General features: G+C 64.2%; 16 protein-coding genes and 1 pseudogene. 13 read left to right on the forward strand and 4 right to left on the reverse strand.

Annotated features, from left to right (window positions below):
- Positions 1 to 7 precede the first annotated feature (7 nt).
- Genes ACF08B_RS28600 through ACF08B_RS28620 form a run of 5 tightly spaced genes read left to right on the forward strand, consistent with a single transcriptional unit; the run spans position 8 to position 3,613 of the window.
- Positions 8 to 595, forward strand: coding sequence for a DUF4913 domain-containing protein (locus ACF08B_RS28600; RefSeq protein WP_392320018.1), 588 nt, complete (start codon positions 8 to 10; stop codon positions 593 to 595).
- A 1-nt stretch (position 596) separates the two neighbouring features.
- The gene (locus tag ACF08B_RS28605) at positions 597 to 1,340 is read left to right on the forward strand and encodes a hypothetical protein (RefSeq protein ID WP_392320019.1); all 744 of its coding nucleotides are present in this window, start codon (positions 597 to 599) and stop codon (positions 1,338 to 1,340) included.
- Positions 1,337 to 1,810, forward strand: a complete 474-nt coding sequence (locus ACF08B_RS28610; protein WP_392320020.1) for a type II toxin-antitoxin system RelE/ParE family toxin — start codon at positions 1,337 to 1,339, stop codon at positions 1,808 to 1,810. The genes ACF08B_RS28605 and ACF08B_RS28610 overlap by 4 nt, the downstream gene beginning before the upstream one ends.
- A 38-nt stretch (positions 1,811 to 1,848) precedes the next feature.
- Positions 1,849 to 2,709, forward strand: a complete 861-nt coding sequence (locus tag ACF08B_RS28615) for a DUF317 domain-containing protein (RefSeq protein WP_392320021.1) — start codon at positions 1,849 to 1,851, stop codon at positions 2,707 to 2,709.
- Positions 2,710 to 2,737: 28 nt separating this feature from the next.
- Positions 2,738 to 3,613, forward strand: coding sequence for a DUF317 domain-containing protein (locus ACF08B_RS28620; RefSeq protein WP_392320022.1), 876 nt, complete (start codon positions 2,738 to 2,740; stop codon positions 3,611 to 3,613).
- Positions 3,614 to 3,628: 15 nt separating this feature from the next.
- On the opposite strand, the gene ACF08B_RS28625 is transcribed toward ACF08B_RS28620, so the two are convergent.
- Complete coding sequence (locus ACF08B_RS28625; protein WP_392320023.1) at positions 3,629 to 3,811, reverse strand: hypothetical protein; 183 nt, start codon at positions 3,809 to 3,811, stop codon at positions 3,629 to 3,631.
- Positions 3,812 to 4,019: 208 nt separating this feature from the next.
- Here ACF08B_RS28625 and ACF08B_RS28630 point away from each other — a divergent pair, with 208 nt between their 5' ends.
- The 6 genes and pseudogenes from ACF08B_RS28630 to ACF08B_RS28655 form a co-directional block, all read left to right on the forward strand.
- On the forward strand, positions 4,020 to 4,394 hold the full coding sequence (locus ACF08B_RS28630) for a DUF317 domain-containing protein (RefSeq protein WP_392320024.1): 375 nt from the start codon (positions 4,020 to 4,022) through the stop codon (positions 4,392 to 4,394).
- A gap of 40 nt (positions 4,395 to 4,434) precedes the next feature.
- The gene (locus tag ACF08B_RS28635; RefSeq protein ID WP_392320025.1) at positions 4,435 to 4,659 is read left to right on the forward strand and encodes a hypothetical protein; all 225 of its coding nucleotides are present in this window, start codon (positions 4,435 to 4,437) and stop codon (positions 4,657 to 4,659) included.
- A gap of 236 nt (positions 4,660 to 4,895) precedes the next feature.
- Entirely contained in the window at positions 4,896 to 5,078 is a 183-nt protein-coding gene (locus tag ACF08B_RS28640) for a hypothetical protein (protein WP_392320026.1), read from the forward strand.
- 122 nt (positions 5,079 to 5,200) lie between these two features.
- Entirely contained in the window at positions 5,201 to 6,031 is an 831-nt protein-coding gene (locus ACF08B_RS28645; protein ID WP_392320027.1) for a hypothetical protein, read from the forward strand.
- The gene (locus ACF08B_RS28650; RefSeq protein ID WP_392320028.1) at positions 6,028 to 6,813 is read left to right on the forward strand and encodes a hypothetical protein; all 786 of its coding nucleotides are present in this window, start codon (positions 6,028 to 6,030) and stop codon (positions 6,811 to 6,813) included. The genes ACF08B_RS28645 and ACF08B_RS28650 overlap by 4 nt, the downstream gene beginning before the upstream one ends.
- A gap of 271 nt (positions 6,814 to 7,084) precedes the next feature.
- A pseudogene (locus tag ACF08B_RS28655) lies at positions 7,085 to 7,340 on the forward strand (IS5/IS1182 family transposase); the annotation flags it as partial.
- Between the two features lie 137 nt (positions 7,341 to 7,477).
- Here the strand turns inward: ACF08B_RS28655 and ACF08B_RS28660 are convergent.
- Genes ACF08B_RS28660 through ACF08B_RS28670 form a run of 3 tightly spaced genes read right to left on the reverse strand, consistent with a single transcriptional unit; the run spans position 7,478 to position 9,436 of the window.
- Positions 7,478 to 7,900 carry an LCCL domain-containing protein gene (locus ACF08B_RS28660; RefSeq protein ID WP_392320029.1) on the reverse strand — a complete coding sequence of 141 codons (423 nt, stop codon included), beginning with the start codon at positions 7,898 to 7,900 and terminating at the stop codon, positions 7,478 to 7,480.
- A gap of 8 nt (positions 7,901 to 7,908) precedes the next feature.
- Positions 7,909 to 8,967 carry a ThiF family adenylyltransferase gene (locus ACF08B_RS28665; RefSeq protein WP_392320030.1) on the reverse strand — a complete coding sequence of 353 codons (1,059 nt, stop codon included), beginning with the start codon at positions 8,965 to 8,967 and terminating at the stop codon, positions 7,909 to 7,911.
- Between the two features lie 16 nt (positions 8,968 to 8,983).
- Entirely contained in the window at positions 8,984 to 9,436 is a 453-nt protein-coding gene (locus tag ACF08B_RS28670; RefSeq protein ID WP_392320031.1) for an E2/UBC family protein, read from the reverse strand.
- Positions 9,437 to 9,871: 435 nt separating this feature from the next.
- Between ACF08B_RS28670 and ACF08B_RS28675 the strand changes: the two genes are divergently transcribed.
- Both ACF08B_RS28675 and ACF08B_RS28680 read left to right on the forward strand, forming a co-directional pair.
- Positions 9,872 to 10,186, forward strand: coding sequence for a transposase (locus ACF08B_RS28675; protein WP_392320032.1), 315 nt, complete (start codon positions 9,872 to 9,874; stop codon positions 10,184 to 10,186).
- Positions 10,186 to 10,734 carry a transposase gene (locus tag ACF08B_RS28680; protein WP_392320044.1) on the forward strand — a complete coding sequence of 183 codons (549 nt, stop codon included), beginning with the start codon at positions 10,186 to 10,188 and terminating at the stop codon, positions 10,732 to 10,734. The genes ACF08B_RS28675 and ACF08B_RS28680 overlap by 1 nt, the downstream gene beginning before the upstream one ends.
- The last annotated feature ends 84 nt before the right edge of the window (positions 10,735 to 10,818 follow it).

The following is a 10,818-nucleotide window of genomic DNA, read 5'->3' on the forward strand; positions in this document are numbered from 1 at the left end:
GGTAGCGATGGCTGAACCCGCTCAGGGCAGCGAGCCGATACGCGTGCCAGACCACGATCTGGACGACCTGGTCTCCACGGTCGCGAAGCTGGTCACGGAGAGCCGTAAGCAGGGCGAGACGCTAGCCCGCCTCACCGACGACGAGGGCATCAGGGCCGAGCACGGTGACAACGAGGGCCCGGTCGCCGCATCAGCGGCGGCCGAGCCGGGCGGCTCACAGGAGGCGCCAGCATCCATCTTCATCCTGGCGCTCGCCGGCCCGGCCTACGTCGAGGAACTCGCGGCGCTGACGAGTTGGGTGCACGACCTCCTGCTGCCGGTCTACGGGCGGGAGATCACCACCGGACGCCCGTGGTGCGAGCAGTGGCAGGAGCACCCCGAAGCCGTGGCCCGACTCCATGGCTTGTGGCTGGCCTGGCAGCAGCTCACTGACGTGGAGGCCGGCCTCGTCGGCCCCTCGACGTGGCACCGCGACCACCTCGACCCGACCCTCCTCCAACTCAGGACCCCCGAAGGACCGTTCGGCGCCTGCACCACCAGCCCAGCCCGGCCCAACCACCGGCTCCTGGCCTCGCCCGAGCCCGCAGGAGCCTGACATGACCGACACGTACGAACCCCCGATCCCGGACTACCGGATCGACGGCTTCGCGCCAGCCACCGAGGCGCTCAAGCAGGACTTCTTCGCGGTCACGCTCTCGGACGACATGTTCGTACCTCTCGCCGAGCACCACAGCGACGACGGGTACGACAGCTACCTGCTGTTCCACGACCAGGCGGCCACCTGGGGCGTGTCCGGCACGGCGGAGTACGTGGCGTTCCACCTCACCCGTGACATGGGAAAGCGAGCGTTCACCTTCGACTACGAGCGAGCCCCGGTCGTACCGCTCGCCCAGAACTGGCTCGTCCGCCGGGGCTGCCCGCCAGATGCCACCATGCTGGACCGAAACCACGGGCCACGCCCTGCCGACGCGCTCACCTCGCGGCTGGAGGACCTGCTCCGGACCAATCCCGATGGCCGGTACGAGGTCCTCGACCACTACACCGACACCCCTGGCTCCTTGGACATCGCGACCGAAGTGCGCACCCTCGTTCGCGACAGCCACCCGGACTCCGCGCCCAGCAGCGCCGAGGCAGCGGACGCCTGGGCCATGGACCGCAGCGCTCCCCTCCCACTGCCACCAGGCTCGGAGAGCTCCGCCGTTCACAGGGCTCACGCTGCGCGCGCCCGCACCCGCTCTGCGCTCGCTGGCAGCGCCAGTCTCGCAGTCCCCCCGGCGCCGGTCACAGCTCCCCGCTCCGCGGCTCATTGCGCACCATGCTCTGGCCGGGGTGCGCGGTGAGCCGGGCTCGGTACGCCTTCGCGGCGCATCCTGAGGCCCTTGCCGACCTGCGCTCGGTCCCGGAGAGCATCCGTGACCTGGCCCTGCTGGAGTTGCAGCACCTGGTCCACGGCAACGAACGCGGAGCGGCGCTGACCCGCGAGCTCGCGGGCTGCCACAAGATCTACGTCGATCCGGAGACCCGCTGGCGCATGGTCATCCAGTACCGCGACGCCCCAGCGTCCTCCCAGCACCGCCGGGAGATCTACCTCCTGGCGGTCGGCGAGCGCCAGGACCAGACCGCATATCGCACCGCGGCTCGCCGACTGGAGCGCGAACGCGAAGCGTCTGCCGGAACGTCGTCGCTGCTTGGCCGTCGTGTCCAGGCGGCACTGTCCCGGTCGCCGCACGGGGCCACAGGTCCAGCACACGCCGGTCCGTCAACCCCCACCGCTTCCGCAGCTCCGACGCGAGCGCGCCGGCGCTCATGACGCCCCTGTCACCCGCCACCGCCCGGAGGCATTCCCCCATGTCATCTCTCGACCTCGGCGATCTCGCCCCAAGTACCGAGGTCCTCGTTGCACCAGTCCACCTCGCAGGAGCCGGAACGACGGAAGCTGCCTTCACCATCCTCGACAACGCCGCCGGTTGGACGAAGACCATCGCCTTCGACACGGATGCGTACTACACCAGCCCGTGCCAGCGAGTCCGTATCGCCAACCCTGTCGAGAGCCACTACGGCGGATGGACGATCACCTACGCCGAGGACCCGCTCGGCGTTCCCGACTGGATCACCACCTTCGACCGCGGCACACCCCACGAGATCGTCGCTGCCTTCACCGAAACACTCGTCGAGAGCCTGCCCAACCACTTCCGGGACTACTTCAGCGACGGCAGGCGCTACACCGGACTTGGCCCCGAGGACGTACTACGCCGTAGCAACTGGCAACCTCTCCACGGAAGTCGGCCGCACTGGAACTTCTCACCCGACGGCCACGCTGCCCTGCGCACGCGCAGCGGGTGGCTCCACGAGTACACCGAGCTGCTGACGCCGGAAAGGTCAATGTGGCGCCTGTCCGGCGGCACCGATCCCGTCCACGTGCCGAGCTGGCGTGCCTTCTTCACCGGCAATACCCCACAACACCTGCGCACCGCTGCCGCCATCACTCTCACCAGCCCCGACCCCGTGCTGCGCTTCGCCGGCGACATCCCCGAACGCCACCGCGACCTAGCGCAGGTGCACCTCGCCGGGCCGACGGCCTCCATCCCCCGGACCCAGGCAGCCCTGGCCCGCCGGCCATACGCCGTCCACCCGCCCGCGCCCGCGGGGGAGACCGCGACCCCGCCCGCATCACTTGCCGCTCACGGCCGTTCACGCCGTCAGCGCTGATGGTCCGCCGCTCCCCTGGAGGTCCCACATGCCCTCACACACCCTCGACGGCGACTTCTACGTGACCCCGCTGTACCTCGCCGGCTCCACCACCATCGGCGACCCGGCGATGCAACCACTCCTCGACCAAGCCTTCATGGCGCAGAGCGACGAACTGGCGAACGTCTACGTCTCATCCCCAGACCGGCGTGTCCGGCTCGGTTTCCTGCCCGAGGGCCCGGACAACACCTTGTGGAAGGTCGCCGCCTACAACGACCCGTTCGGGCCGCCCGACTGGCTGGCCACGTTCGACACCAACACGCCGACAGAGTTGGTGACCGCCTTCACCTCCGCTATCGCCACCAGCTACGCCAATGATCAGAGCGCTGCCCTGATCGGCCCTGGTGGCCCGGTCAAGGAAGGCTTCCGTCCCCTGGAGGACGCCGGATGGAAGCGAGGGGGCTGGCAGCTGACTACCCTCTTCACTGCGCCGGACGGACTCGCCGGCCTCACCTACAGGGGCGGGGTCCTGAATCGACATGCCGAATTCCGCGGCGACAAGGACCGCTGGCTGCTCTGGGGTGGTCAGGACGGCTTCAGCTCCCGCTGGTACGCCACGTTCACCTCCGCAGTTCCCATCGACCTGATTGCGGCAACGACCGAGCGACTGGCTGACCCCAGCCCTGTACTCCGCTACGAACTCGAAGTTCCGGAACGAAACCGCAGTGCCGCCCGCATACGGCCCGTGCCTCCCCCGGTGCCGACTCCGCTGGACATCCGGCGTGCCGCAGCCGCACGCGCACGCTCGCACGCACCTCACCTCGTCGGCCGCGGCCTGGCGACGCCCGCCATCACGGACAACAGCCCCGGTGCTGCCCTGCCGGCCTTCTCCGCCCGCCACCGACGGGCTGCGGCAGCACGCTGATGCCAGGTACCGCCGTCAGTCCTCGTCGGCCGCGCGACGCTCCTGACTGAGCCCTTCCTCCACGGCACCCACCGCCAAGGCCAGCTCCTCCACGCTCAGCTCGACCCGCGATCCATCCGCCATACGGGATCGGCCCAGGGACGCCGCAATCGTGTCATCAAGGGCCTCACCGTACGCACGCATCTCCTTGTCCAGCACGTTGCCTTCCCCCACCTTGGATCGGTCGCCCCAGGAACAGCTCCAGGGGCGACCGATCCATTCCTCCGCGGTTTACCAGCGGTCGCCACTCCAGCCAGTTCGCCCACGGCAGACATCCACCGCCGGGAAGGACTGGAGACCCGCCCGTGGACCATGTCAACGTACGACCGCTTCGAAAAACCCCAGGCCAACGAAGGGTTCGTTACTCGTGACGCCTACCGCCACCACGCCGTTCCAGATCCCCGCCGAACCTCCGCACGCCGTGCTCGGCAACCGCGAGTGGCTTCTCGACTGCCACTGTGCGGCCCCGGTCCTCGAACTTCTCAAGGGCCAGGGCTGGGACGTCATCCCCGACCTCTACGCCAACGTCCACTGCTCCAGCCCCGACCGGCGTGTGTACGTCGGGTTCCTTCCCGAAACCAAGGAGGCCGCGTGCGGCGAGCTGTGGCACATCCTGGTCAAGGACGCCGACGGCGAGGTGGCGTGGGACCAGACCTTCGGGCCGAGCGTTCCGGCCCAGGCCGTGGCCGGTTTCCTCGCGGCACTCATCGCCTTCCCCAACCGCTGCTGTGCCTGCGTCTGACCTGCACCGACCGCCCCTTCTCATCAACTCAGGAGCACTCTTGCCGCACGAGACCACCGTTCGCCAGTTGATCCACCAGCTCCAAGCAGTCGATCCGGACCGGCCCGTGTACCTCGCCATCAACCCGGACTGGCCCCAGACCCACCGCGTCGGACGCGTCATCCAGATCAGCGACTCGGACGGCGCCGTCTACCTCGCCGAGAACGGCCAAGAGGACGTTCTGCCGTCCGAGGTCCGCGCTCAGCTCGGCTGGGCCGACGTGTGAACCACCAGTCATGCGCGCAGCTCGCAGCGGGCGCGAACGACCCTGCGCGCCCGTTCCTGATCCTCGGCGATGTCACCCAATGCCCTATGCCTCCGGGCGTACGTGGTGCGCTCGTCCGCTCCGTGCCCCGGTACGCCACCGAGCCGATGCCCACGACCTGGGTATCAGCCCAAGACCGCACGCTCCTTCGTCCGGGCTCCGTTCTGCTGCGCTGGGAACGCGTCCCATCCGGTGGGATGGACGTCACCGCCCGCCTCGGCGTTGCCTCGGGGGACGTCACTCTCGCCACATGGCCAAACCTTCACGGGGACTGGGCCCCGGTCGTCCACCCCACACTGCTGGAGGCCATCGGTCTGCACGCGGCGCTGTCGGTGGCCATCGACGCGCTGCGACTCGCCAACCACCTTGCTGACGTCTGACTACACGGCCCGTCTCGAACACCGGGGGTGTACCAACCGGGACGCCCCCGGTACGAACGCGGTCGAGCGCCAGAAACAGAAAGCCGCCGGTGTTGTCAGTGGTGCAGTGCAAACTGGATGCCGTGACACCAACCGACGTCCGAGGACTGGAGCAACTGGAGCTCACCGTCCTGGACGACACCGCCTCCCTGGCCACCGCCCTACGGCAGTGCCTCATGCTGGCTGGTTACGCCCATCATGGGGAACTGCGTGCCTGGGCACTGAAGGAGCTGGAGGGGTACTCGGCTGTTGATGAACTCCCCTCGTACCGAAAGGTACCGGCCGCTCTCGAAGTCGTAGTGGATCTCAACCTTCCAGGCCAGATCATCGGAGGCAATACCCGGCGCATAAGCCCCCACCAGCTGCCCCAGCACGCTCGTGACCGCGGTATCGGGGAGAGCGCTCCGATACGGCAAGGCGTTCGAGAGCTCGAAGTCATAGTCGCCCGCGGCGACAGAGTGGTACGCCTGAGCCCGCCCGGCTCAGCTGAGTACGTCCTTCAAATGACGGAAGAGCAGCACCGTCTGGGGAACGAAGCGGCCGACATCACGTCTCTGCACTGGGACGTCTCCACAGCCAGCATCGAGGGCGTCCTCGATCACGTCAGAACACGTCTGACCCAGTTCGTTGCGGAAGTGAGAGCAGCCATGCCCCCTGGCCAGCAAAACCCGAACCCCAATCAGATCGACTCGGCGGCGCAGCAGGCACTCAACATCACGGGCGGCGACAACTCCACCTTTCACATCGTCGCGCCGAATGCGAAGGCAGACCGCGGCGGTACCGCAAGCGCCAACGTCAATGAGCCCGCTCCCGCGACTCCTCAACCCTGGTGGCACCGCACCTCGGTCATCTGGGGTGCCGTCGCAGCGCTCGCGGGCGTCGCCGGCGTCATCGCCACGGTGGTCGTAAAGTGAGACCTCGGCGAAGCCGCCTCGACCGGCTGGAGGAGGATGTCCTCGACGAGGGCCGTCCACTCACACCGATCCTGCGCCAAGTGATCGCCCTGGGCGGTCACGCTCACTCCGAACAACTCCGCACATGGGCATTGAGGGAACTCCAGGGCTACGAGGGTACGGACGTGCCTGTCCCCGACTACCGGAGGATTTCAGCCCCTTTGGTTATGGACGGTATCGCCGGGCAGTTCCAGTTCCGGGAACAGCCGGTCAGTATGTTTGATCTTCCGGACTTCGCTCGTGACAGCTTGGGGGACGAACTCCGCCTCGGGCAGGGCGTGGGACAGATCGAGTCGCTCGTTTCCAGGAGTCCAGACGAGACCGTACAGCTCAGTCCGGCCATGGCTGCCGAGCTGGCAGTATTCATGAGCCAGAACTCCCCCCGGCAGGTACTCAGGCTGTACTGGGCTGTGCATCCCTCGGCCTTGGAAGGCGTTCTCGACCAGGTCCGCACCCGGCTCGTACAGCTGGTCGGGGAGCTGCGGTCCGCAATGCCACCCGGCCAACAGGACCCGACACCGGACCAGGTTGCTCAAGCCCTCCAGAACATCAATATCGTCACCGGCGACAACTCCTCCGTGACCGTTACCGCACCTGTCGCGGTCGCACGTCAGCACGGATCAGCGCGAGCCGGGATCGGTAGAGCGACACAACGAACCATTCCCCGGGAAGCAGTCGTGTGGGCCGTCCTGGCCTTCCTTGTAGCGGCAGCTGCTGTCACCACCTGGGGAGTGTTGCTCTGAGCCAACAAGCCTACCTGCCAGGGCACACGAGCCTGTGAAACGACGTCGGCCTGTGAGTACCACCGAAACAGGAGTATCCGCCGGTCAACCCATCTGCCCCTGCCAATCCTCAGGTCAGCACCCCGCCCTTCCCAGTCGCTTCTCGAATCAGAGGACATCTCGTACCTGCCGACAGGCAGGTACGACGTTTGCCTCTCGGGTGACGTATCCGATAGCCACGCCCGTGACCGCAACTAGGCAGTTTCGTTTGGATCAGTCGATCGTTGGTCGTGCCGTCGACGGCACCTGGGAGCGGGTGTTCACCTCGCTGATGGCCCAGGCCGACGCCGACGAAGACCTGAGCTGGGCCGTGCCTGTGGACTCCACGATGGTGCGCGCTCACCAGCACGCGGCTGGGGCCCGCAAAAAGGGCCCCGATCGGCGAACCGGCCAACCACGCCATCGGCCAGTCCCGCAGCGGACTGACCACGAAGATTTACCTCGCCGCTGATGCCCGCAGTCGCCCCCTCGCGTTCGTACTCACCGCGCGACCATCTACCTGGCCGGGCTCCACATCGCCGGCATCTTTCTCTGGTCCGTCCGATGATCCGAACGAAAGCCCCTAGACCCACGCACTCACCGAGCCAGCGACGCCTCACAGGAGAAACCATGGCGGCCAAATCAGTTAGCCAACGAAGCTGAAGCTCCCCGGCCAATCATTCCAATCAGAAGATGTGACTCCATTGCGCACCGTGCCCGTAAACTCTGAAGCTCCAGGCCTCATGATGATAGCCACCGTCCCACCATTCTTGAATGTGATTCTTCCTGCATGCACACCGGCAGTACATATGGAAGAATCATCTGTGTATCGATCCGTACCCCAGATACTCATCGCTTCCCCTCCGGGTGGGCATCGAAATACTAGCCTCTCACCGATCCGACCACGGTATGCGGATGCGGTGTCATCCCATGAAATGGGAGTATAATTCGGCCGGGGCCGCGACCTTCCATTACGCACTACGAAACTCCTGTCCCATGAGGTGTCCCAATCGGCCGACGTAACTCCATTTCTCATGCTGCCGTAATATTGGGATGCCCCAGGTTCCATAGCTATTGTTACTGCTCCGCCAGATTCAAGTGATATCGCTCCAGCGTGATACCTGCTCCCCCATCCACAAGAGGGAGGAGGTATCGAATTGCAAGTTGGTTCAGTATTAGGCGGGCACCGTGATTATCGACGCAACCAACCAGTAGATCTGCCTCTTTTGCTCGTGAGAGCGCATCCTCTTGAAGGATAGATGCCCCTACAGGCACCACCTCAGTGGCAGGAGATACTCCACTAGCCACGTCCTTGTAGAATTCCACCTTACGCCTGCCATTTTCTGCCATTCCAGCTCCGAGCAGGCGGTTAAGGTTGCTGACCTCAATAACATCTGGGTCAATCAGAATAAGCCTTCCAACACCCAGGTGCGCAAGCTCCAGAGTTACGAAGGAGCCCAAACCGCCAAGGCCGATCACGGCGATCGTAGATTGAGTCAGAGCTCGTTGGCCATCAGTGCCCAAGACTGCTTGCTGCCGTTGATGTTTCACTTCACCGCTCGCACCGTATTCATGCTCCATGTTTCCACTGGTGGTTGGCACCCTTTCGAGAGCGTTACGCGATCCACTATTCTCTACCCCTATGATGACTATCCGGGATACTGGCTTTATCTCCCTTGTGACCGAGTCGTAGAAGTGGGCGTCCGCGCTATTGCGCCCCATGACCATCGTGGCATGCAGGAAGGGCTCGGTCGAAAGAGTAGAAAGGGCGGGCATCTTACGTCGATCGTTGCCCCAGTCGATACCGCTGAAAGTCGTACTCGGAGAGGAGTCGAAGGGATGGCTGTGAACCTCGATTAGCTGCCAGCCTTCCGCTTGACATCGATTCAGGGCCTTGATCACGAAATCCTGCTTCGGGGCCACTCCAATGCCCGACTGATACTCCAAGTTCTCGGAATGCGCGGGCAGTATTTCGCGAACTAGAAGTCTAACTCTTTTGGAGTCGACACTCTTGCCCGCCAGCAAGAAGGCAAGTTGTTCGTCGACTTTCCCTTTTCTGCTTTCCTCCTTGTCGATCAAGAGATGACTGCGCAACCTGTTCCACAAGCGACGAGGAATGACGATCTCGGCATCCATAGTGGCAGCTCCTTGGTTAGTGCCGCGTCAGGCTCTTCCGGTCGCGAAATACCATAGATATTAGATCCAGATATGAGACGAGACTGTGTCCTCTTTTCATGTCGGTACTGGGGTGCCATTTCATCAAGTGGATACAGAAATGCCCCCACCCTTTACTAACGTATCGCGCTTCGCTGAAAGAACTCTCTTCGGTAAAGAAGTGGCTGATCGGAAGTCCCTCCACCGTGCGCAAGTCATGATCGGTCCAAAACCACTGGGGCGCGACCTGCGGATACCCGGGAGTTCCATGCGGTATATCGATGAGTATTTGAACGCTACGCTTGTTCCACCCGGCCGGGATGGCAAAGGTCTTTATGTGGACCCAGGTACCATCTTGCCTGTCGACCTGAACCTCTCCGTACTTGCGCGCCAGAAAGTACGCCTCGTATTGCAGGCGGCTCACTCTCCTGGTCGAATCAAAATCCGCCATGACGAATGATCATTTCTGTTGCCAGGGTGCATCCGTATTCAAATTGGGGTACGATCATGTAACTGCTTGCGTTCGCCGGAAGAGTGTCGCTGTCCCGAATTGGAACCATCTCTCCGTCCGACTTGGTGGCTAGTACCCAATCGTCGGCTTGCGCCCCGTCTACTTCACTTTTTAGGGTCCTGGCAGTTGGATTACCCGGAAGATCAACTACTTGACCGTTGACTATGTACGTACCCATCGGTTTCTCTTTCAGGCGGTTAGCGCCCCTCGGTTCTTTGCTCACGGATCACGCTGAACAGTGATACGTTCGCTGTGGGAACGTCGAGCGGCGTAAGAAGAGACTGTCGATATGACCTCGCCGACCTGATGGTGGGTTCCTCCCATCGTCACGCGGCAGCATCTAGATCGCATCTGATCGGGGACGTAACCACTGCTATGGGACTGGAGCCCCTGTTGTCATGGGAGGCACCTCGGCAGTTTCATTTAGATCATCGGATCGTTGGTCGGGGTGTGCCGTTGGCTGACGCGCAGTGGGCGCGGATCGAGCCATTACTCACGGACAGGGCACCGAAGCGGGGTGGCCGGTGGCGTGACCACCGAGGGGTGATCAACGCGATCGCCTTCAAGTTCCAGACAGGAACGCAGTGGGTCCACGTGTGCCGGAGAAGTGCGGCAACTGACCGGGCGTCTACAACCGGCTACGGATGCGGGCGTTCGACGGCACCTGGAAACAGGTTTTCAGCGTGCTGATGGCCAGGCCGACGCCGACGAGGACCTCAACCTTGCCGTCTCGGTGGACTCCACGATCGTGTGGTCCTATAAGCACACGGCCGGAGCCCGCAAACAGGGGTTCCGGCCGGCGAACCAGCCAATCACGCCATCGGACGGGTCGGTGGCGTACTGACCATGAAGATCTACTCGGCGCCGACGGGAGCTGTCGACCGCTGGCATTGGTCCTCACCGCGGGGCAGGCCGGAAACGCGCCGGTCTTCACGGTTGTCATGGCCCGCCTGCGCGTAGCCCGCTGGCATGGGCGGCCCCGCACCAGACCGGACATGGTCGTGGCAGACAAGGCGTACGCCTCCCGCGCGATCCGCGACCACCCTCGAAAACGCGGCATCCGTGCGGTGATTCCCATCCCTGCGGACCAGCGAGGCCACAGGCTGCGTCGCGGCAGCCGGGGCGGCGGGCGATCCGTTACAAGAAGACGGCCACGATCTACCTGGCTGGATTTCACATCGCGGGCGGTTCCTCTGGTCCGCTCGATGATCCGAACGAAGGTCCCTAAGAGCTCGTAACACGATCTTGTTGAAGTGTGCTGGTTGGCCGTGACCGGTGTGACGATTTGGCCGTTCGTGGCGGTGTGAGTACTCGGCCGTGGA

The sequence above is a fragment of the Streptomyces sp. NPDC015139 genome (assembly GCF_043079785.1).
In the GTDB taxonomy this organism is placed as follows: Bacteria; Actinomycetota; Actinomycetes; order Streptomycetales; family Streptomycetaceae; genus Streptomyces; species Streptomyces albidocamelliae.